Source organism: Streptomyces bambusae (assembly GCF_019400985.1).
Classification (GTDB): Bacteria; Actinomycetota; Actinomycetes; order Streptomycetales; family Streptomycetaceae; genus Streptomyces; species Streptomyces bambusae_A.
Window position 1 is genome coordinate 13,034 of record NZ_WTFF01000014.1, and the last position, 19,928, is coordinate 32,961.

23 protein-coding genes are annotated in these 19,928 nt (G+C 71.3%); 8 read left to right on the plus strand and 15 right to left on the minus strand.

Annotated features, from left to right (window positions below; genetic code table 11):
• Positions 1 to 3: 3 nt before the first annotated feature.
• The 3 genes from GPJ59_RS04270 to GPJ59_RS04280 all read right to left on the minus strand — a co-directional run bounded on the left by GPJ59_RS04270 (position 4) and on the right by GPJ59_RS04280 (position 2,837).
• Complete coding sequence (locus GPJ59_RS04270; protein ID WP_308120124.1) at positions 4 to 1,278, minus strand: RNA polymerase sigma factor; 1,275 nt, start codon at positions 1,276 to 1,278, stop codon at positions 4 to 6.
• Between the two features lie 120 nt (positions 1,279 to 1,398).
• Entirely contained in the window at positions 1,399 to 1,755 is a 357-nt protein-coding gene (locus GPJ59_RS04275) for a YciI family protein (RefSeq protein WP_219665002.1), read from the minus strand.
• Positions 1,756 to 1,850: 95 nt separating this feature from the next.
• Positions 1,851 to 2,837, minus strand: coding sequence for an ArsR/SmtB family transcription factor (locus GPJ59_RS04280; protein WP_219665003.1), 987 nt, complete (start codon positions 2,835 to 2,837; stop codon positions 1,851 to 1,853).
• Between the two features lie 190 nt (positions 2,838 to 3,027).
• Between GPJ59_RS04280 and GPJ59_RS04285 the strand changes: the two genes are divergently transcribed.
• The 3 genes from GPJ59_RS04285 (at position 3,028) to GPJ59_RS37100 (ending at position 5,947) form a co-directional block, all read left to right on the plus strand.
• Positions 3,028 to 4,242 carry an MFS transporter gene (locus GPJ59_RS04285; RefSeq protein WP_219665004.1) on the plus strand — a complete coding sequence of 405 codons (1,215 nt, stop codon included), beginning with the start codon at positions 3,028 to 3,030 and terminating at the stop codon, positions 4,240 to 4,242.
• A 218-nt stretch (positions 4,243 to 4,460) separates the two neighbouring features.
• The gene (locus tag GPJ59_RS37095) at positions 4,461 to 5,012 is read left to right on the plus strand and encodes an amidase family protein (protein ID WP_258023846.1); all 552 of its coding nucleotides are present in this window, start codon (positions 4,461 to 4,463) and stop codon (positions 5,010 to 5,012) included.
• Positions 4,895 to 5,947: an amidase family protein gene (locus GPJ59_RS37100; RefSeq protein WP_308120125.1), complete on the plus strand. Its 1,053-nt coding sequence runs from the start codon at positions 4,895 to 4,897 to the stop codon at positions 5,945 to 5,947. Before GPJ59_RS37095 ends, GPJ59_RS37100 begins: the two co-directional genes overlap by 118 nt.
• 54 nt (positions 5,948 to 6,001) lie before the next feature.
• Here the strand turns inward: GPJ59_RS37100 and GPJ59_RS04295 are convergent, their stop codons facing one another.
• Positions 6,002 to 6,388 (minus strand): winged helix-turn-helix transcriptional regulator, encoded by a 387-nt coding sequence (locus GPJ59_RS04295; RefSeq protein WP_258023847.1) that lies wholly within the window; start codon positions 6,386 to 6,388, stop codon positions 6,002 to 6,004.
• Positions 6,389 to 6,492: 104 nt separating this feature from the next.
• Between GPJ59_RS04295 and GPJ59_RS04300 the strand changes: the two genes are divergently transcribed.
• From GPJ59_RS04300 to GPJ59_RS04310, 3 genes are all read left to right on the plus strand, one after another.
• Positions 6,493 to 7,158, plus strand: coding sequence for an NAD(P)-binding domain-containing protein (locus GPJ59_RS04300; RefSeq protein WP_219665005.1), 666 nt, complete (start codon positions 6,493 to 6,495; stop codon positions 7,156 to 7,158).
• Between the two features lie 383 nt (positions 7,159 to 7,541).
• A complete protein-coding gene (locus GPJ59_RS04305; RefSeq protein ID WP_219665006.1) occupies positions 7,542 to 7,817 on the plus strand; it encodes a hypothetical protein in 276 nt (91 codons plus the stop codon).
• Positions 7,814 to 8,242, plus strand: coding sequence for a type II toxin-antitoxin system VapC family toxin (locus GPJ59_RS04310; RefSeq protein ID WP_219665007.1), 429 nt, complete (start codon positions 7,814 to 7,816; stop codon positions 8,240 to 8,242). The genes GPJ59_RS04305 and GPJ59_RS04310 overlap by 4 nt, the downstream gene beginning before the upstream one ends.
• On the opposite strand, the gene GPJ59_RS04315 is transcribed toward GPJ59_RS04310, so the two are convergent.
• Entirely contained in the window at positions 8,217 to 9,176 is a 960-nt protein-coding gene (locus tag GPJ59_RS04315; RefSeq protein ID WP_219665008.1) for a phosphorothioated DNA-binding restriction endonuclease, read from the minus strand. The two genes, GPJ59_RS04310 and GPJ59_RS04315, sit on opposite strands and share 26 nt — an antisense overlap.
• 376 nt (positions 9,177 to 9,552) lie before the next feature.
• Positions 9,553 to 10,932: a hypothetical protein gene (locus GPJ59_RS04320; protein ID WP_219665009.1), complete on the minus strand. Its 1,380-nt coding sequence runs from the start codon at positions 10,930 to 10,932 to the stop codon at positions 9,553 to 9,555.
• A 144-nt stretch (positions 10,933 to 11,076) separates the two neighbouring features.
• Between GPJ59_RS04320 and GPJ59_RS04325 the strand changes: the two genes are divergently transcribed.
• On the plus strand, positions 11,077 to 11,430 hold the full coding sequence (locus GPJ59_RS04325) for a hypothetical protein (RefSeq protein ID WP_258023848.1): 354 nt from the start codon (positions 11,077 to 11,079) through the stop codon (positions 11,428 to 11,430).
• Positions 11,431 to 11,574: 144 nt separating this feature from the next.
• Here the strand turns inward: GPJ59_RS04325 and GPJ59_RS04330 are convergent, their stop codons facing one another.
• Both GPJ59_RS04330 and GPJ59_RS04335 read right to left on the minus strand, forming a co-directional pair.
• Positions 11,575 to 12,138, minus strand: coding sequence for an SLATT domain-containing protein (locus GPJ59_RS04330; RefSeq protein ID WP_219665010.1), 564 nt, complete (start codon positions 12,136 to 12,138; stop codon positions 11,575 to 11,577).
• Positions 12,128 to 13,003 (minus strand): SMODS domain-containing nucleotidyltransferase, encoded by an 876-nt coding sequence (locus GPJ59_RS04335; protein ID WP_219665011.1) that lies wholly within the window; start codon positions 13,001 to 13,003, stop codon positions 12,128 to 12,130. Before GPJ59_RS04335 ends, GPJ59_RS04330 begins: the two co-directional genes overlap by 11 nt.
• 152 nt (positions 13,004 to 13,155) lie before the next feature.
• Between GPJ59_RS04335 and GPJ59_RS04340 the strand changes: the two genes are divergently transcribed.
• The gene (locus tag GPJ59_RS04340) at positions 13,156 to 14,178 is read left to right on the plus strand and encodes a phosphotransferase (RefSeq protein ID WP_308120126.1); all 1,023 of its coding nucleotides are present in this window, start codon (positions 13,156 to 13,158) and stop codon (positions 14,176 to 14,178) included.
• Here the strand turns inward: GPJ59_RS04340 and GPJ59_RS04345 are convergent.
• From GPJ59_RS04345 to GPJ59_RS04375, 7 genes are all read right to left on the minus strand, one after another.
• Positions 14,175 to 15,254, minus strand: a complete 1,080-nt coding sequence (locus GPJ59_RS04345) for a glycosyltransferase (protein WP_219665012.1) — start codon at positions 15,252 to 15,254, stop codon at positions 14,175 to 14,177. The two genes, GPJ59_RS04340 and GPJ59_RS04345, sit on opposite strands and share 4 nt — an antisense overlap.
• Positions 15,251 to 15,865, minus strand: coding sequence for a hypothetical protein (locus GPJ59_RS04350; RefSeq protein WP_258023849.1), 615 nt, complete (start codon positions 15,863 to 15,865; stop codon positions 15,251 to 15,253). The genes GPJ59_RS04345 and GPJ59_RS04350 overlap by 4 nt, the downstream gene beginning before the upstream one ends.
• On the minus strand, positions 15,865 to 16,758 hold the full coding sequence (locus tag GPJ59_RS04355) for a PIG-L deacetylase family protein (RefSeq protein ID WP_219665014.1): 894 nt from the start codon (positions 16,756 to 16,758) through the stop codon (positions 15,865 to 15,867). The genes GPJ59_RS04350 and GPJ59_RS04355 overlap by 1 nt, the downstream gene beginning before the upstream one ends.
• Positions 16,755 to 17,486: a glycosyltransferase gene (locus GPJ59_RS04360; protein ID WP_219665015.1), complete on the minus strand. Its 732-nt coding sequence runs from the start codon at positions 17,484 to 17,486 to the stop codon at positions 16,755 to 16,757. The genes GPJ59_RS04355 and GPJ59_RS04360 overlap by 4 nt, the downstream gene beginning before the upstream one ends.
• Complete coding sequence (locus tag GPJ59_RS04365; protein WP_219665016.1) at positions 17,483 to 18,391, minus strand: aminoglycoside phosphotransferase family protein; 909 nt, start codon at positions 18,389 to 18,391, stop codon at positions 17,483 to 17,485. Before GPJ59_RS04365 ends, GPJ59_RS04360 begins: the two co-directional genes overlap by 4 nt.
• Positions 18,388 to 19,248 carry a glycosyltransferase family 8 protein gene (locus tag GPJ59_RS04370; RefSeq protein WP_219665017.1) on the minus strand — a complete coding sequence of 287 codons (861 nt, stop codon included), beginning with the start codon at positions 19,246 to 19,248 and terminating at the stop codon, positions 18,388 to 18,390. The genes GPJ59_RS04365 and GPJ59_RS04370 overlap by 4 nt, the downstream gene beginning before the upstream one ends.
• Positions 19,249 to 19,352: 104 nt before the next feature.
• Positions 19,353 to 19,736, minus strand: coding sequence for a DUF6415 family natural product biosynthesis protein (locus GPJ59_RS04375; RefSeq protein ID WP_219665018.1), 384 nt, complete (start codon positions 19,734 to 19,736; stop codon positions 19,353 to 19,355).
• Between the last annotated feature and the right edge of the window lie 192 nt (positions 19,737 to 19,928).

Here is a 19,928-nt window from a genome sequence, read left to right on the forward strand (position 1 = left end):
CCGCTACGGGTCGGCGCGCTCGGCGCGGGACAGCAGCAGGGCGCGTTCCCGGGCGTTGCGGGTCAGGGCTGCCGCCCGCTCGAACTCCGTACGCGCCTCCCGCCCGCGCCCGAGGCGCTCCAGCAGGTCACCGCGGACGCTCGGCAGCAAGTGGTAGTCCTTCAGCGCCGGTTCGGCGGCCAGCGCGTCCACCAGCTCCAGCCCGGCCGCCGGCCCCTGCGCCATCCCGACGGCGACCGCCCGGTTCAACTCCACCACCGGGGACGGCGCGAGCTCCCGCAGCCGCCCGTACAGCGCGGCGATCGCCGCCCAGTCGGTGTCCTCGTAGCGGACCGGCCGGGCGTGGTGCGCGGCGATGGCGGCCTGGAGGGAGTACGGCCCGTGGCCCGCCCGGCGCAGCGCCTCCAGGCCGCGCAGGACGAGCATCCGGTTCCAGCGGGAGCGGTCCTGGTCGGCGAGCAGCACCGGTTCGCCGCCGGGCCCGGTGCGCGCCGGGATCCGGGAGGCCTGCAACTCCAGCAGCGCGGCGAGCCCGTGGACCTCCGGCTCCTCCGGCATCAGGCCGGCCAGCACCCGCGCCAGCCGGAGCGCGTCCTCGCACAGCGCCGGGCGGACCAGGTCGTCGCCGGCGGTGGCCGAGTAGCCCTCGTTGAAGATCAGGTAGACCACCTCCAGCACGGAGGAGAGCCGGGCCTCGCGTTCGGCGCCGTACGGGACCTCGAAGGGCACGTCGGCCTTGGCGAGCGTGCGCTTTGCCCGGACGATGCGCTGGGCGACGGTGGCCTCCGGGGCCAGGAAGGCCCGGCTGATCTCCTGGGTCGTCAGACCGCCCAGCAGCCGCAGCGTGAGCGCGATCCGCGCCTGCGTGGACAGGACGGGATGGCAGGCCGTGAAGATCAGCCGCAGCAGGTCGTCGTCGATGTCGTCCGGCTCCGCGGGTTCGGGCGGCGGGGGAGCGTCCTGGAGGGTCCGGCCCACCTCCGCCAGCTTCCGCGCGTACGTCTCCTTGCGGCGGACCAGGTCGATCGCGCGGTGCCTGGCGGTGGCCATCAGCCAGCCGCCGGGACTGCGCGGGACCCCCGACTGCGGCCACTGCTCCAGGGCGGCGACCAGGGCGTCCTGCGCCAGTTCCTCGGCCAGGCCGACGTCGCGGACGATGCGGGCGACCACCGCGATGATCCGTGCGGACTCGATCCTGAACACCGTCTCGACCGCTTCGACCGCTTCAGATGCTTCGGCCGCTTCAGCCGCTCTGCCTGTGTTGTCTGCTGCCGTCACGACCACCCATCAGAGCAGAGGGGCCGGGGCGGGGGCGGCCAGCGCGCCGGGACCCCGACTCCGGCCCCTGCCCGCGGCCGCCCGCCCCTGACCGCCCCTGACCGCCCCGCCCCGGGGCGGTCACCCCTCGGTGATCTCCCGCACCTCGCAGGTGATGCTCCAGTGCGGCGGGTGCAGCTCCAGGAAGCGCCGGGTCCACTCCAGGGCCTCGGCCTTGTCCTTCGCCTGGATGATCGAGTACCCGCCCACGACCTCCTTGGTCTCGGTGAACGGCCCGTCGGTGTAGCCGATCTTCCCGCCGGACCAGGTCACCCGGGTGCCCTCGGCGGTCGGCGCGAGGCCGGCCGTGTCCAGCATGACCCCCGCCTTGGTGATCTCCTCGAACAGCGCGTTCATCCGGTCCATGAAGCCGGGGTCGGCATCCTCCATGCGGATGCCCTGCTCGTCGATGCGGATCAGCGTCATGTAGCGCGGCATGGCGACTCCTCGGTCGGTCGGGAGCGGGGCCGGTCCCCGCTCTCACCCCTGTGTCGAACGGAGCCGCCCCGGATCGACACCTCGCGCGGAGGATTTCACCGGCCGGGTCCTTCAGGCGCCAGCAGCGCGTCCGCCACCGCCGTCCGCGCGTACAGCACCGACCGCCCGCTGCGGTGCGCCGAGACCAGCCCCGCGTCGCGCAGGGCGGTCAGGTGCTGCGAGACCCCGGCCGCCGACAGCCCGACGTTCGCCGCGAGCTGCGTGGTCGAGGCCGGGGTGTCCAGCTCGGTCAGCAGCATCGTGCGGGACCGGCCGAGGACGGCGGCCACCGCGTCGGTGGAGGCGGTCGCGCGCGGCTCCCACAGGTTGCCGATCCCGCGCGCCGGGTACGCGAGCTGCGGCGGGTCCGGCGGCACCGAGCGGGTCAGCACCCGCGGCCACGCGAACGCCGAGGGCACGAGGAGCAGCCCCGAGCCCGTCTCGCCGCGGGTGAGCGTGCAGTGGCGGCGGATCAGGCGCAGGGTGCCGTCGTCCCACCGGACGGTCTCGTGCAGTTCGCCGAGCACGCGGGCCGAGCCATGCTCGGCGACCTGCCGGGCGCGGTGGAAGACGTCGGCCTCCAACAGCGCCCGGAGACGGGCCCAGTACGGCGCGAGCGCGAGCTCCCAGTAGGCCTCGATCTCGGTGGTGATCTTCTCCAGCGCCGCCTCGGGGGCTTCGAGCAGCACCCGCAGCCGGGGCGAGACCGGGGCGGCGAACAGCTCCAGGTCCCGCCGGACCTGCGCCGGCGTGGTCCGCCGGATCGCGCTCAACTCGTCGTCGAGCGACGGGAAGGGGGTCGCGGGCGTCGGATTCAGGAAGTCGGCGAGGTACCCCCGGGCCGGGACCAGCTCGGCGAGCCACCCCCGGTCGAGACCGGCCCGGACCAGCCGCGGCCGTACCTGCGCCGTCCACCGGCCGTGCGGCGGGGCGTCCGCGGCGGAGCGCAGCAGCCGGAAGCTGGTGACGACCTCCCACATCGGGGACACGGCGAACCGCGTCTGCGCCAGGTCGGCCGCGGAAAAACTGAGTCCGGTCTCCATACGTATCTCCCCCGTGTCCCGTGTCCCGTGTCCCGTGTCGCGTCTCGCGTGTCGCGTGTCGCGCGTCAAGTGCCCCGCGTCGCGGGGCCGGTCGGCCCTTCGGCCGGTCGGCCCGTGCCCCGCGTCCCGTCGGATTCGGTCTAGGCTTAATCATTCAGCGGCACGAGGCCCCGCGCCACAGGCTCGTGCCATGCTCACGACCTTCCGCGGACTGCCGCCCACCGTCTGGACCGTCTTCGCCGGCACGATCATCAACCGGCTCGGCTTCCTGGTCACGCCGTTCCTGGTGTTCTTCCTCGCGCACCGCGGGGTCACCGGGACGCAGACCTCGTACGTGCTCGGCGCCCTCGGCGCGGGCAACCTGATCGGCCCCGCGCTCGGCGGGCTGCTCGCCGACCGGATCGGCCGCCGCCCGACCATGCTGCTGGGCCTCCTCGGCTCGGCCGCCGCCCAGGGCGCGCTGTTCGCGGCGCCGGGCGTGGCGACGATGGCCGCGGCTGCGCTGCTGGTCAGCGCGGCCGGCGCGGTCGTCCCGCCGGCCGCGTACGCGCTGCTGGCCGACACCGTGGACGCGCAGCGGCGGCAGCGGGCGTACGCGCTGCTCGGCTGGGGCGTCAACATCGGCACGGCGGTGGCCGGCGTACTCGGCGGCTTCCTGGCCGCGCACGGCTACTGGCTGCTCTTCGCCGTCGACGCGACGACCATGCTGGTCTACGCCGCCGTGGTGGCGACCCGGCTCACCGAGCCCGCGCGCACCGCCCCGGAGCCGGCGGGGGCCGGGGCAGTCGGCGTGGGCCGTGGGGCCGGCACCGGCTACGGCGTGGTGTTCCGGGACCGCCTGGTCCTCGCCCTCCTCCCGCTCTTCGGCATCCAGCTCTTCGTCTACTCCCTCACCGAGGTCGCCCTGCCGCTCGCCGTCCACGACAGCGGGCTCTCCCCGGCCGTCTACGGCGCGATGGCGGCGGTCAACGCGGTCCTGGTCGTGGCCCTCCAGCCCCTCGCCACGGCCCGGCTCGCCCACCTGCCGCAGCTCCCCGTACAGAGCGCGGGCAGCCTGCTGATCGCCGCGGGCGTGGCCCTGACCGGCGTGGCGGACAGCGTGGCCGGGTACGCGTTCTCGGTCGTGGTCTGGTCCCTGGGCGAGGTCGTGGTGGCGGGCATCGCGGCCGCGGTGATCGCCAACCTGGCCCCGCCGTACGCCCGCGGCCGCTACCAGGGCGCCTTCAGCTGGACCTGGGGCCTGGCCCGGTTCGCCGCCCTCACCCTGGGCGTGACCCTCTACACCGGACTCGGCCCCGCGGTCCTGTGGTGGACGGCCCTCCTGGCCGGCGCCCTGAGCGCGGCCGTCATCCTCGCCCTGACCACCCGGGTCGCCCGCCGCACGGCGCACGCGCTGGCGGCGTGACGCGTCCCGGCGGCTCGGCCGGCGCCCCGCCCGAGGCCCGTCCGCCGCTGATGGCAGGTTCCTGCCGGTCATCCGCGGCACGTCGGCCGGGTGCGCGCCGGAGGATGGGGGGTGTGTCGTTCCGGCACGGCACGGCACGGCACGGCACGGCACCGCGCCCCGCCGGAGCGGCACCGCTCGGTACCGTCAGATCGTCAGACCGCCAGATCGCCAGAGAGATGAGGAACCACCGCTTCGTGGACATGATCCGCCGCCCCGCCGTCGAACAGCTGGCCGCCCTGGACCGGAAGGAGGTCTCCAGCCGGGAACTGGTCTCCCTGCACCTGGAGCGCGTCGCGGCGCACCCGGAGTACAACGCGGTGGTCACCCCCGACCCGGAAGGCGCCCTGGCCGCGGCCGCGGCGGCCGACGACCTGCGGGCCCGGAGCCGGGGCGGAGGCCGGGGCCGGGGCGGGGGCCGGGGCCAGGGAGGCGGGGCCGCCCTGCTCGGACTGCCCGTGACCGTCAAGGACGCGCTGGAGACCGCGGGACTGCGCACGACGTGCGGGGCGCGCGACCTCGCCGGGCACGTCCCGCAGCGGGACGCGGACGCCGTGGCCCGGCTCAGGGCGGCGGGCGCGGTGGTCCTCGGCAAGACCAACACCCCGCCGATGTGCCAGGACCTCCAGACCTCCAACGAGCTGTTCGGCACCACCCCCAACCCGCACGACTCCCGGCGGACGGCCGGCGGGTCCTCCGGCGGCTCGGCCGTAGCGGTCGCCGCTGCCTGAGCCCGCTCGACCTCGGCAGCGACCTGGGCGGCTCCCTGCGGCTGCCCGCCCACTACTGCGGGGTCCACAGCCTGCGCACCACGTACGGCACCGTGCCGAACCGCGGGCACCTCCCCCGCCCGCCCGGCTGGCTCACCACCTCGGACATGCTCGCCCTCGGCCCGCTCGGCCGCAGCCCCGCCGACCTCGACCTCGCGCTCGGCGTCCTGGCCGGCCCGGCGCCCGAGGAGGCCGCGGCGTGGCGGCTGGAGCTGCCGGCACCGCGGCACGAGCGGCTCGGCGACCACCGGATCGGCCTGTGGGCGGACGACCCGTACTGCCCGGTGGACGAGGCCACCCGCGCCCTGCTGGAGCAGGTCGCCGGGGTCCTGCACGCCGCCGGCTGCGCCGTCGACGCCGCGACCCGCCCGGTCGGCATGGCCGAGTCCGACCGGCTCTTCCAGTCCCTGATGTTCGCGGGCGGCTCGGCCGGCGCCGGCGAGGAGGCGTTCGCCGCCGAGGTCGAGGCGGCCGCCGCCCTGCCGGACGACACCGCCTCGCCGGCCGCGCCGTACCTGCGGGCCCGCACGATGCGGCACCGCGCCTGGCTGCTCGCCGCCGAGGAGAGGCGGCGGCTGCGCGAGCGCTGGACCGCGTACTTCGCCGGCCTCGACGTCCTCGTCACCCCGGCCGCGCCGACGGCCGCCGGGCCCGACCTGACGGGCGTACCCGTCGCCGAACGCCACATCACCGTGGACGGCGTACGCCGCAGCTACTGGCAGCAGACGACCTGGCTGGGCCTCGCCGGCCTCGCCGGCCTCCCGGCGGCCACGGTCCCCCTGACCCGGACCCCGGACGGCCTGCCCCTGGGCATCCAGCTCATCGGCCCCCCGTACGCGGACCGCACCCTGACCCGCCTGGCAACCCTGCTCACCGGGGCCTTCGCGGAGCACTGAGCAGGCCGGCCGCCGCTGCCGGGGCTCCCGCCGCCGCTGCCGGGGCTCCCCGGCCTACGGTCGGCCGAAGCGGTCCTGGGCCGATATGACGGCGTCCCCGTGGACCGCCGCCCAGGCGCCCATCGCGCGGATCGGGCCGATCAGCGCGCTGCCGGCCTCGGTGAGGGTGTAGTCGACGCGGGGCGGCGCCTCGGCGTAACGGCGGCGTTCCACCAGGCCGTTGTACTCGAGCCGGCGCAGTGCCTGGTTGAGCACCTTGGGGCTGATCCCCCCGATCCGGTCCAGCATGGCCCGCGGCCGCATCGGGCCGCTCTCGCCGAGGACGAAGACCACCACGCTGTCCCAGCGGTTGGCCAGCACCTCGAAGGCGATCCGGGCCCGGCAGTCCGCCGCGAACACGTCCCCCGCCATGTCGGCCACGTCGTCGTCCGGCTGTTCCATGGGGACATCCTGTCCCGTCGATGCCTACCACGTGGTGTCCATCGGCCCTCCTAGCGTCCGTCGGAGCACGGCATCCGCACCACGACGTGAACAGGAGCAAGGCGATGCGCATAGGCATTCTCGGTACGGGCGCCATGGCGGCGGCGCTGGGCGGGGCATGGGTACGGGCCGGGCACCAGGTCCTGGTCGGCGGGCGGGACGCCGCGGCCGCCGCCAGGTCGGCGGCCGGCGCCGGGGCCGCCGGGCACGGCAGCCTCGCCGAAGCGGCGCGGTACGGCGAGGCGGTGCTCGTCGCCGTACCCGCCGACATCGCGCCGGCGCTGGCCGCGGAACTGGCCCCGGCCCTGGCCGGCCGTACCGTGCTCGACTGCACGGTGCCGATGGCTCCCGGAGCCGGCGGACCGGCGCTGACCACGACGGGCGGTACGGACTCGGTCGCCGCCCGGATGGCGGCCGCCGCCCCCGACGCGCGGATCGCCAAGGTGTTCGGCATCTGCCACGAGAGCATCTGGACCCTGCCCGGGCCGGCCTTCGAAGGGGCGCCGCTGGCGGTGCCCTTCTGCACGGACAGCCCGCTCGCCGCCGAGCTGGTGGCCGAGCTGATCACATCGATGGGTCGCGCCCCGCTGGCCTGCGGAGGCCTGGACCGCGCGGCGCTGCTCGAAGCGGCGGCAGTCTTCGCGGTCGGTATCTGGTGGTCCGGAGCAGAGGCCCGGCACGCCTTCCCCGCCCCCGCCCTCGCCCCGGGCGCGACCGACGACGAGCCGTAGCCGCAGCCCACCTGCCACCTGCTGCGGCCGGACGCCACCCTCCGCCGGGCCGACATACGACGAAGGTCCCGGCCGCTGGGCGGTCGGGTCCTTCGTTTCGGCTGGTCAGCCGTGGCGGAGGATACGAGATTCGAACTCGTGAGGGGTTGCCCCCAACACACTTTCCAAATGTTCGTACGGGGGTCCGGCGGGGGTCGTAGTAGTCCTGACCTGCGGCGGAGCGTTCAGACCGGCCCCGCCCGAACAGCCCCGGACGGGGGTGAATGAGACCAGAGCTGAGACCAGGCAGCCTGGGTTCGGCGGGATCCAGCCTGCGGGACGGTCGGCCAGCCTAGGCTGTCCTCAGGTATGGGCCCGCGGACCGTTTCGTGGAGGAACCGATCATGAGTACTGCCCCGAACCTCCCGCTCCCACCCCGTCGGCCCGAAGACCCGCATCCGCTGCGCACCATCCGGGAGATCCGGGAGTCCTTGCCTGAGTACCAGCTCGGGCATTTCGACGCCGAACTCGCCGATACCGACATCGACGCACTGCCGGAGATGCTTCACCGCTGGGCCACCCTCGGCAGTGACGGGTTTCTTGAGCGGCTTACGTCAGCCCCGTTCGAGGGTCTGGAGTTCGGGCAGCGCTCGTACGATGACGCGGCGGGTGGCGAGTGATCCATCTTCTCGACACCAACGTGGTCGCCGAGATCACTACTCGGCCGAAGCCCGCTCCGGCTGTTGTCGCCTGGGCCCGTTCGGTCCCGGCCACCGGTGTCTACCTGAGTGTCATCACGATCGCGGAGATCGAGGCGGGCATCGCGGAGACACCGGACCTGGTGCGGCGTGCGGCTTTCGAGCGGGCGCTCGACGACATCCGCGATGACTACAGCGACCGGATCGCGGTCATCGGAGAACGGGAGGCCCTTGCCTACCTTGCCCTTCATCGGAAGCTGAAGAGCGCCGGGACCAGCATCGATCCACCGGATGCACTGATCGCCGCCACCGCCTTGGCGAACGGGTGGACTCTGGTGAGCCGGAACGTCAAGCACCTGGCCCGGACCGGCGCGCTCTTGCTCAACCCGTGGGAGTACGCGGGCTGAGCTGAGAACGGGTGTGCGAGGCCTCTTTCGGTCTGGCTCGGGGAAGATCCGAGCCAGGGCGCGGGGTGCCGTGGAACACCTGGCTGGTGTGCCAAGAGCGGTGGTGCGTCGCCACCGGGTGGACGCCCGGCTGTGGGCCGATGAGAGGGCGGCCTGCGAGAGCTATGACGTGCTCGCGGGCCGCGGGGCTGTGCCCGACGAAGCGCTGTGAGACGAGGATGCGGTGGCCGTCACCCACACCGAGGACGCCCTTGTCGAAGAGCTTGTGGTGCAGTGAGCACAGACAAAGGCCGTTGTCGACGTCATCCGGGCCGCCGAACGCCCACCAGCGCACGTGCGCGGCCTCCAGTCCGACCGGCACCGCCCCGATCCGGCCGTCGTAACCGCAGAAGGCGCACTGGTACTCGTAAGCCGTCAGCACCAGCTCCCGCATCCGCCGGTCCCTCGACCGCCGCGCTGACGACGGCCGGCCGGTCTCCGCTGGCTCCAGCTCCAGTCCGATCGCTTCGCACAGTTCGCCGTGCAGGGAGGGTGGGAAGTGCAGGTCGAGCAGTACGCGCGCCATCCGGCCTAGCAGCGACGGCTCCCGCCGCAGTGCCGTCCGCAGCTCTGGCGCCAGCCGCCCCGCAGCCCCGGTCGCCCGCAGCTCGCGCACCCCGCTGCCAGGACTGCCGAGTCCGTCATGGGTGCGCACTTCCCAGACTCCGTCGCTGGCCAGATGATGGAAGGGGTAGGCGGGCGTCGTCTTGTTGGGCGGACCGTACTCGGCCAGCAGCCGCTTCAGCTCCTCTTCCACCGCGCTGTAGATCAGCTCGCCGTCGGCATCCTGTTGAAACCGGCTGAGGGCGTACAGGAAGAGCAGCGGCTTGTGGGGAGCGCGAGCCCCGCCCTTGGTCCACTGCCGCAGTGTCGCGGTCCGCTCCAGCCAGTCCATGACCGGCGATCGTAGTGACCGCCGATCCGGACGTGCACGCACTTGTGTCTGAGGCCTTACCGGCATGGTTGTGGATGATTTGTAGGTGAATGCCCGAAGTAAATGAGACCAAAGCTGAGACTGGGCGCACGACGAAGGCCCCGACCGCATTGCGGTCGGGGCCTTCGTTTCGCCTGATCAGGCGGCTGCGGAGGATACGAGATTCGAACTCGTGAGGGGTTGCCCCCAACACGCTTTCCAAATGTTCGTACGCCCGTCCGGCGGGGGTCGTACCCGTCCTGACCTGCGGTGCAGCAGAGCGGCTTCCACCTGGCGAACGACCCTGGACAGGGGTGAATGCAACCAGAACTGCAACCAGGACTCCGCATAGTCGGTACTACGGGCGGCGACCACGCGGCCAGGCGTTGGCGGCCTCCTCAGCTGGATGTCGCTGTAGCCATTTGCGTGCGGCCTCGTCGCTGAAGCCGTGTGACCGGAGGACTTCACGGGCGAGTGCTCGCACTTCGCGCGCCTTGTCTACGAGGTTCAGGTGGGCCTTCATACGTGCCACCACGTCGTCGTAGTCGTACTCATAGCGGCCGTTGACCCTCTGAGCGAACAGCGGCAGGAGTTTGTAGTAGCGACGTTCGCTGATGCCGACTTGTGTCCACGGGTACCGGTCCGGCGCCTCGCTCTTCCGGTATTGCATGACCGCGATGCTCGCCTTCCGGCGCACGTACCGACGAGTCGCCTCCGCGCCCTGCGCCGGATCGAAGCCGGGGTGGATCAGTTGTTCTAGGAGTGTTGCGGCCGCAGCAGCTCTGTCTGGGGCGCGGGTCTCACGCTGGATGCGATCGACCTGCCGTGGGTACGCCATCGCGACGGCGTTCGTCAGCGCCGGCTCGTCGCCCCTGATGTAGCCGTGCCAGTAGGCCTTCAAGACCACCTGGCACGCGATCTCGTGAGAGGTCGAGACGGGGTCGAGGGTGATGGTCGGTATGCCGTGGCCATGGATAGCCTTCGCAAGCCTCCTCCACGGGCGATCGACAGGACGCTGAACCTGCTCGGTCCAGATGCGTGCTGTGAATGCCCAGTCTGCGGGGTGCCGCGTCATTGGGACCACGACGAGGATGGCCTCGGTGGCTGCCAGCGGCGGGACCTGTCCGCTGCTATTCGCCTTGTCCAGCAGCAGCTCGTAGAGCCGTCCGTCGTCCTCGGTCTCGTTCGTCACCCAAACGAGACGCCGGGCGATTTGGATCCACCATCCGTCGACAACGACCCCGAGGATCGGGACGTAAAAGCGAACGGCAGGGTCCATGATGCGGCCAAAGAGATCTTTTCTCTGCTCGTGGTCCACGGAAGTGCCCAGCCAATGGAGGACATGCTCCGCCGACAGGCGCCCCGTCTGCGATGCTCCGGCGGCGAGTTGGCCAGCAATCCAGAGTGCGTCAGCCGCACGCGCGGCACTGGGGACAGGGCTAGCCAAGGGCGAGACCTGCAGGACGTTCGCAATCTCGCCGTTCACCGGGTCAGGGACCTCCCACGCATCCGCCCCTGGCTCCATCGAGCCGACCTGCATGTCTGGGATGTCTACGAAGGGCAAGCCGTTGGGCTCTATGACTGAGGTCGCTCGGCGCAGCGGCTGGAAGCTGCGGCCCGAGAGAACATCAATCTCGCGGCCGGCGTGGACGAGCATGTCCGTCAGTACCTGGCGGTCTGGGCTACCGCCGATCAGCTTCATGGCCTCGTCGACAAGACTCTCAGACCAATGTCCCATACGGGCAGTATATGAGGGCATGGAGAATGCAAACCCAAGTCTCATGCGAGGGCAATCGCACGAGTGGGCCCGCGGCCGCGAGGAGGAAGCCCGCAAGGAGCCGGCCCTCAAGGCCCGCAGGGCACGCAACAAGGAGGCGGCTCGATGAGCTCACCGCTTCAGCAGCCGGCCGCCTCCCCCACGCCGTCCCCGCCCGGTCCGAACGGCCGGCGGATGCTGGGCGGGACCGTCCTCGGCGGCGGAGGCGCCATCGGTGCGCTCGCCTTTGTGGGGGCCCCATGGTGGGCGGTGGCCGTTGCCGTCGTCCTCACCATCACCGCGGCCTTCGGCATCCTCACCGCGTTGGTGCTTATGCCGTCGGACTCCGAGCACAAACGGGACCTGTGGCTGGCCGCTATGCGGTACCGCGACCGACGCTCCCAGCGTACCGAGCAGCGCAAGGTGCCCGCCTCGCGGAAGCCCCGGAAACACGCCCCCCAACGCGGATGCACCGAGTAGGAGCCCGCACGGCATGAAGCCGGGTTCGGTCCGCAGCCCGGCGACAAGTGCGGGCCGAACCCGGTTTCATCATGACGCCACGTCAGGGGCAAGCCGTGGAGGGCGGCCTCGTGCTCCCACCCGCGACAGAACCTGTGACGGACATCAGGAGGCGCGAAGCGCTTCCGGGAGGAAACGGTCGATCTCTGAGCTGCTGAACGTCATGTCCTCGTCGATCTGCAGGGCTCGCTGCGCAGCACGGTAGGCGCTACTCGACGTGTCCGGTGCCAGCCGGTAAACGTGGTTTAGCTTCTCGAGTAGCTCGTCTCTGCGGCGAGGTATGTCCACGGAGTGCGGGTCGGTCTGTATGTCGGTGAGCAGGTGCAGATACAGCTCCCGGATGTACCAGAGCTCCTTGGCGGCGGCACGGTGCTGCTCGGCGGCTTTCTCCGGAGTGAAGCTCAGCTGGAAGATGGTGAAGGCCAGGGCCAGGGCGGAGGCTCCACTACTGATGTAGAGAAGAAGCTGCTTGTTCGTGATCACCGAGGCGAGCAGCGTCCCGGACGTCAGCGTCACGAGGGTGATGTTGACCCACTTGGCCTTATCCGCTTTGGCGGCTTCAAGCTCACGGGCCTTTTCGTGGGCCTTGTGTGAGTAGACGACGCGGCCGAAGGCTTCCCGGATCGCCTGTACGTTCGCCGTGTGCCCGGTGCCCTGGCTAGAACTCATACTGCTCCCCGAAGATCTTGCGCCACTCCAGTGCGGCCTCGATGTGCCGATTCTCGGATTCGAGCTGGCATGCCTTGACTGCTCGGGCGTGTGCGCTGGTCGCCCTGCTGAGCCAGGCGTCACCGTAGTGCTTGAACTCACTGGTGCCAGGGATCAGCCGGGAATGGTTGGCCTTCTTGGTCAGTTCGGCAAAGAAGTCGCGGACCATCCAGTCGTAGTAGACCGTGGACTCGCGGGCGTAGGCCCATGTCTGCAGGAATGCGACGCTTTCCAGCTCCAAGACGAGTGACTTGATGGGTACAGAGCAACAGTCCTGCCAGACCTTCATCATCTGGATGAGGCTGCGGGTGTTGCCGTTGGTCCGGGCGTCTGATTCAGCGATGTGAGCGATCTCAGCGTGGTGATCAACATGCTGCCAGCTTCCCCCGTTGTGGGTGTTGGGCACGATCATCCCGCCGCCCTGCCGGCGCCATCCGGGCAGAACTTCCACCCTGTGCCTGGTGGAGAACTCGACGACCACGACCTGGCCGTCGCCTCGGATCTCGGTACGTGGGTAGCGACCGAGGAGCAGCCCCTTGATCTCCTGCAGGAGGGCTGACTGCCCGTTGTGCCTGTACCCGGTGTAGCGGGTGTGTTCGTGTGCGGGCAGGAAGAACAGCAGGTCGACGTCTCGCGGCGGGCTGATCGCCGTGCCCTTCCCGTACGAACCGACGATCATCCGCCAGTCGTCCGTGTACTGGGCGTTGCTGTAGTGCCCGTGCAGTTTGCGGGCGATGGCGTTGACGCTGGTCAGAGCGTCCGTGTGGTGCTCTTCCTTCGCCTTGATGTTCTTCAGGAAGGTGTTGAACCTGCTCGCTGTGCTCAAGTGCCCCCCTTGCTCGTGCTGGAGGGGTGAGCTTAGGGGCTGCCACCGACAATGGCGGGTCTCGGGATCTAGACCCATCCGTCCACGGAGACCTGCGGTCCGCCTGCGAGGTACTGACGGTGCGGGACTCGGGGTGGGCGTACCGTGCTGGGGTGACGGATGTGACCCGAGAAGACGATCTTCTGGCGGCTCTCCCGACCCTGTCCCGTGCGTTCGGGCTGGGCGAGATCCGCGATCGGCAGTTCCTTGCCCATGGCCTGATGAACCGGAACTGGCGGCTGGAGACGGCTGCCGGGACGTACGCCCTGAAAGAGGTCACCGACGTTCCTCTGCCGAAGGTACGCAGGAACCTCGGGGTCCTGGTGGATCTGGCTCTCGAGAGGATCCCGGTCCCGGCGCCGCTGCTGGCTGATGGCGGGGATCTCGTGGTCGAGGTCGGCGGTCACGGCTACTGCGTCCTGCCATGGGTGGACGGCGAGCACGTTCAAGGGACAGACCTCCCGCTCGACCAAGTTCGTGATCTCGGAGCTCTCCTGGCCCGCCTACACGAGGGCTTGCGCCGGCACGGCCCCGGCCCGGTCCCGGAGCAGGCGCCAGCTGCGAAGGTCCGCGATGTGGCCGAGGCGGACCGGGCAGCCGCCGCCCTTCTGGGTCGCCTTCCGGCCGATCCGGTGACCGACCTCGACAAGGCGGCCGCCGAGGCCCTTCACCACCGGCGTGGCCTCCTCGTGCGGTACGCCGATGCCCCACCGGAGGGTGAGGTGCCGGCTGGGCCCTACGGGTGGACGCACGGCGACTTCCAGTACCGCAACCTGCTGCGGCAGAGCGGCCGGGTGGTGGCGGTCCTGGACTGGGACCGGCTGGGTGTCCGCCCGTACGGGGAGGAGGTCGCGCGGACCGCGCAGGTGCAGTTCGGGGTGGGTGGCGTCTTCGACCTCGATCGCATCGCCGCCTTCTGCGCCGGCTACCGGTCCGTGATCGATCTGTCCGAGGGGGACCTCGCCGATGCCGTGAAGCGGTTGTGGTGGAAGCGGCTGACCGATTTCTGGCAGCTGGAGTTCTACCTCGACCGCCAGGACCCCACCTTCGGCGTGATGTTCCTGACGGACGAGGCACTACTGAACTGGTGGACCGACCGCGCCGACGAGGTCCAGGCCGCCTACGCGGCCCGCTAGCCAGCGGCTGCCGCCGGGATCAGCCCGGCGGCAGCCAGCTCGGGCAGGCACGGCCGGACCAGCGGCACCGCCCCTGTGCGGGCCTTCGCGCCGAGGCCGGTCCGGTCGGCGGACTCGATGGCCTTCACCCAGGCGTCCGCGTCGTCCGGGTGGAGGATCACTCCACCGTCCCCGATAGCCTCGGGAATGCCGCCCCGGGACGAGCCGACCGTGGCGACGCCGTGGAGCCCGGCCTCCACGATCACCCTGGGGAACGCGTCCTCGACCTGTGAGGGAACCAGCAGCAGGTCGCTTCCGGCGTACAAGGAGCCCATGGCGTAGGTGCGCGGCACCCAGCGGACGTTCGGGTATCCGGTGAACTCCCGGGCGGTGTCCCACCACCCTTCGACGAGGGTGAACCGGCGGCCGGGGAGCCGGTGGATCAGCTGGTGAAGGAGGACCGATCCCTTGGCAGGGATGGGGTTGACCATCAGCACACCCCCCGGAGCGTGATCGAGCCCGGCGAGGCTGGTGGGGAGGGTCAGGTCACTCTCCGCGGGGGCGAAGGGTGGATAGAAGACCACGGTTTTTGTCCGGGCCGGGGTCTGCGCCCGTCCGGCGACAAACTTCGACGTGGCGAGGGCGACGTGTGGCCCACCGTGCAGGACCCCGTGGCTGTTGGCGGAGACGGAGTGCAGCCACCCGGCCACCCTGGACGTGCGGCGCGCGAGGGCGGCGATGTCGGCGGCCCCTTCCTGTGACGTCACCACCAACTCTGGTCGTACTTCGCTTAGGACTTCCCACAGGGTCTTCTCCAGTCGATCCTGCGGCACGGCCCGGCACGAGACGCCGTTCCACCGGTAACGGACTTCCCCGCCGGCTTCCTCCCACTGAGTGCCGTAGGCGAGGAGGTGGGCACGCAGGTGCCCGATCTGCGCGGACCCGTTCCAGGGAGCCTCGTGGCTGCCGAGATAGACGACCCGCCACCCGGCCCGGACGAACTCTTCCGCCAGGAGCTGCTGGGAGACCTCCGCGCCGCCGATCAGCAGCGGTGGCGGGGTCCGCCGCCACGCGAACACCACCGTCGGTCCGCTCACCGGCCACCCGCCCAGTACGTGAAGAGGGCCTGCACGACCGCGGCCGTCTCCTGCCGGTCGCCGTCCCCGGAGGCTACGGCTATCTCCCCGGCCGCCGGGCGTCGGCCAGGGCTACAGAAGTAGTCGCGGAAGTGCGAGAGGAACGCGGGGTCGTGGAGGAAGTACTCCGGCTCCACGTCGTGGTGTCCGGCGGCCTTGCGCCGCAGGTGCAGCAGCTCTGGTGTCACGTCCAGGTACAGGGTGTGGTCCGGCCGCAGGTGCGGCATCTCCTCCACCCGCTGGGACAGTTCCGGCAGGACGCCGAAGCCGTGGATCTCGTCCATGGCGTGGGCATGGGCGAGGAGGGTGTCGACGGTCCGGTCCAGGACCACCAGTCCACCGTGCTGGCGGGCGGCACGAACGCGCTCGCCCTCGATCTCCATGAACGTCATGAACGCTTTGACCTGCTCGGCGGCCGACTGGGTGGAGGGAGTGGGGATGTCCTCGCGGCGCGCGAACGACTTCACGTAGCAGGAGAAGAACATCGCGTCCTGCATCGCCGGCACCCGGCGCAGCCGCCCCAGGGCGGAGGTCTTGCCCCCGTACGAGGGGCCTTCCAGGCCGAGGATCATCACGACCCCCCGAATCGGTAGAAGCGCTCGGCGAACTGGCCGCGCGGACGGCCGTCCGGGTCGGGCAGCAGGTTGGCGGCGACGGTGTGGGCGTGGCGGATCGGCCGGTACATCTTCCGCGCGGGGTGCATCTGGGATCCGTGCATGTGCAGCAGGGTCACCTTGTCCAGGACGGTGGCGGTGATGTCCTCCAGCTCCGGGTCGAAGACGTCGCCGGTCCGCTGCTGGAACAGCTGCCGGTCGCACCCGGACAGGCCGTAGGTGGACCAGAAGGCGACGTCCTCCCAGAACCACCGGCAGCCCAGGCGGCGAGCCGCCTCGTGGACGGCGAGGTGGTCGGGGTGGCGGGTGACGGCGGCCGGGGCGAGCAGCTCGGCGTCCGCGATCCCGTCGAGCACCTCCGCGAGTTCCGAGGTGATCTGGTCCACCTGTGCGGGCTCGGGTGCCCGGTAGGGCTTCTCGGCGTCCTTGTGCCCGAGCCCGACCCGGGCGGCCCCCAGGGGTAACAGGGACTGGGCGGCCTCGCGGTCGCGGAGTTCGGAGACCGTCTCCACGCTGTTGTAGGTGTTCTCCAGGGAGGGGTGGACGCTGCGGGAGCGGGTGAAGACGGTGACCACGGTCAGCGGCCGGGGACGGACGAGGAAGGTCCCGGAGGCGGACAGGACGAAGTCGTCGTGGTGAGGTTCGATGACGACCACCGGCCGCCCGGACGGCTTGCGCGGCTCGATCCAGTACGGCGCGAGGGTCAGCGGCGCGGTCAGCGTCGTGATCTCTTTCGCCCCGGTCAGGGAGTCCATCCGTGCCCGGTGCGCGGCCAGGAGGTCGGTGGGGAAGGTGTAGATGCCGTCGGCGTCCGGCAGGGGAAGGCGGGTCACCTGGGGTTCTCCGATCATCGGACGGTGGTGGTGTACCAGTTGCGCCAGAAGCGGGGCGAGGTCAGGCCGAGCCGGACGACCACGGGGTTCTGCCACCAGAGCATCCGGGCCGTGGACCAGGCGTCGTAGCGGCGGGTGGAGGGCCGCACGCGGAGGTCTTCGAGGACCGCGACCGGCCCGCCCGTGCTGCGTCCGTATGCGGTCAGGCGGGCGAAGAACTCCATGTCCTCGCTCATGAAGTAGTCGGGGCGGTAGCCGTGCACGGCCTTGAAGGCGTCCCGGGTGCAGAACTGGTTGACGCCCTGGGCGCCGCCGTGGCGGGAGCGGTGGTAGTCCCAGTAGGCGCAGAGCAGGCGGGCCGCGAACCGGGCGGGGGTGTAGAGCGGCGGGATCGCCCCGCCGACGGCCCCGGCGTCCATCGCGGCGACGGCGGCCGTGATCCCCTCCAGCGGCAGGGCCACGTCGGCGTCTACGAAGAACAGCATCCGCCCCTCGGCCGCGCGGGCTCCGGTGTTGCGGACCAGGCCGATGCTGCGGACCAGCTCCGACACCACCCTGGCCCCCAGCTCCTTCGCGACGGTCGCGGTCTCGTCGGTGGAGGCGTTGTCCACCACGATTACCTCTCCGACCAGGCCGGAGACGGATTCCCAGGCTCGGAGGGAAGCGAAGACGGTGGGCAGGTAGCGGGGCAGGTACTTGGCCTCGTTGTATGCGGGGATGATCACCGACAGATCGGGATCGGTCACAGCACGGTCCTTCCTGGTTGCGGGGACAGGGCAAGGTGCAGGCGGGCCGCCCAGGCTTCGCGGTCGCGGCCCTCCCGTTGGGCGGCGTAGGTCCAGCCGCGTACGGCCTGGAAGGCCACGTAGGCGTCCAGGAGGCGGGTGTCGAGGGGCCGTCCGTAGGCGGCGGCCATGAACACCCGGTCGGACGGTTCCAGGGCGTCGCAGGTCACGAGGGTCTGGGCGAGGTCGTACTCGGGGACCTCCACGGTCGCGGCCTCGAAGTCCACGACGTACTCGGGCAGATGAGGCTCGCCAACTGCGCCGGCGATGAGGTGCCGGTCACCTCCGCGGATCACGTTCTCCAGGTGGAGGTCTCCGTGGCACCACACCAGACGTTCCCGGCGGGCCCCACCCGCGATGACCTCCAGCGCGGGCGCGAGCCGGACGAAGACCTGCCGGGGGCAGTGGGCGGCCAGGGCGCTGACCTGCTGACCGATCCCCGGGAACAGGCGAATCCCGACCGGGGCCTCCATGGCGTGGAACGCGGCCATCAGCAGCGCGAGCCGCAGCAGGGCCGCCGGACGCGGCATCTGCCCGGCCCGCACGGCGTCGCGGAGGGTCCTGGTCCCGGCATCGGCGGTGATCAGCGCGGAGACGGTCAGCCCGGGGACGGGGCCGTGCCCGATCACGGCCGGTACTCGCACCCGTCCGGCCTCCGTCACGGCGACCAGGAGCCGGGCCTCGTCGGCCGCGCTGTGGGAGACGTCAGCCGCGAACAGCTTCACTACCACGCGACGGCCGTCGGCCAGCCGGACCCGGTAGACGGCCGTCTTCGGCCCGGTACGGACCCGGACCGTCTCGGCCGGAGTCGACCCGGCCAGCTCTGTACAGGCCCGCTCCACCGCCAGAACCGTGCCGCCGGTCACCGGGCACCCACCCGGCCCAGGTGCGCGAGCGTGCGGCGCATCTGCCGCCGGTAGACCCGGACGTCCTCCGTGCCGGGGCACGCGCGCATCCACGGCTTCTGCGAGCCGACGAAGTGCACCACGCGCCCGTCGCGGCGGGTGACCGGCCGACGAAGGACCCGGCGGACCCAGTCCCCGCGATCGAGGAACCGGTCCACCTCGAACCTGTTGAACACCGGCTCCACCGGGTGGGCGGCACCGGAGGACAGCAGCCACAGGTTCAGGGCGCACTGGTCGTTGTGCTTGATGTACTCCCGGCCGCCGATCAGGGCCCGCTGGACCCCCGCCCGCATGGGGGCGAGCATCACCGTGGGCGCCCACAGCATCCCGGCGTTGAAGTAGGGCCGCCCCACCAGGTGCGGCCACCGTTCGGCGAGGCCGGGCAGGGCCGGGCACTGGCCGACGGCCGGGTTGAACTCGTCCTGCACCGCTCCGATGCGGTGCTCAGGAAGCCTTGCCAGCGGCGCGGAGATGTCGCCGCGTACGTGCACGTCGGCGTCCACGTAGATCAGGAATGGCCGGTCGAGGAAGCCCGGGGTGAACCCGAACCTCAGGTAGGTCGCGACGGAGATGTAGGCGGTGTCCGCCATGACGCTCTCGCGCGGCGGGGCCTGCCAGCGCAGGTCGAAGGAGCCGAACCCGCAGCGGCGGGCGAAGGACTCCACCACCGCCGCCTGCCCCGGGGACAGGCCGTTGGTCAGCACCCGTACCGCGCTCTCGCGGCGGTCGGCCACCGGTAGATGGTCGGCGACCGAGCCGAGCGTGACCAGGGCGGGCAACAGGTAGCGGGCATCGACGCACATGCCGATCGCGTACACGCGGGTGCCTCCAGGGCGAGGTTCGACGGGATCCGGCGCCGGGCCGGGTAGATGAAGAGCTCCCGGTACCGGCGCCCCCAGGGCAGACCGGTACCGGAAGCGGCTCAGGCGGATCGCAGAAGGTCGGTGTTGCGTGCGAGGTGAGCCACCGACTTGGCCAGCAGGCGCAGCGCTATGGCGGGATCGCTCCCGCAGCCGCCGGCGACTTTGAGGGCGAACCGCACGGTGTTGGCTGCGATGTCCTTCTCCCGGCTTTCCGGCAGCAGATCCGCGTACCGCTCGGCGGGTACCGCCAATGTCTGGATGTGCCCGCGGAGCCGCTCCCGCAGCTGTACGGCGACCTGCCCGGCCGGGTGGTGGTCGGCGAGGCTGAGGGCGGCCTCGACGTCCCCGGCGACGGAGGCGGTCGCGGACGTGGGCGATGCCGCCGCGCTGCTGATCGCGGCTGGACCGATGTCGGGAAAGCCAAGCTGGTGTTGCGCTGTCACGAGCGGGCCTCCTGAGCTGCCAGGCTGTGGAGCACGGGGCGAGGCTGCGACCTCGTGCGGTCACCGCCCTGCCGGGGCGAAGTCGCAGTGTTCTCCGCCCGACCCGCCCGAACGAGGCCCCAAGCGCTGTCTAACGAGGCCCTTTCGTGCCCAACCGATGTCTATTCGCGGCCTACGCGAGATTTCTCGACA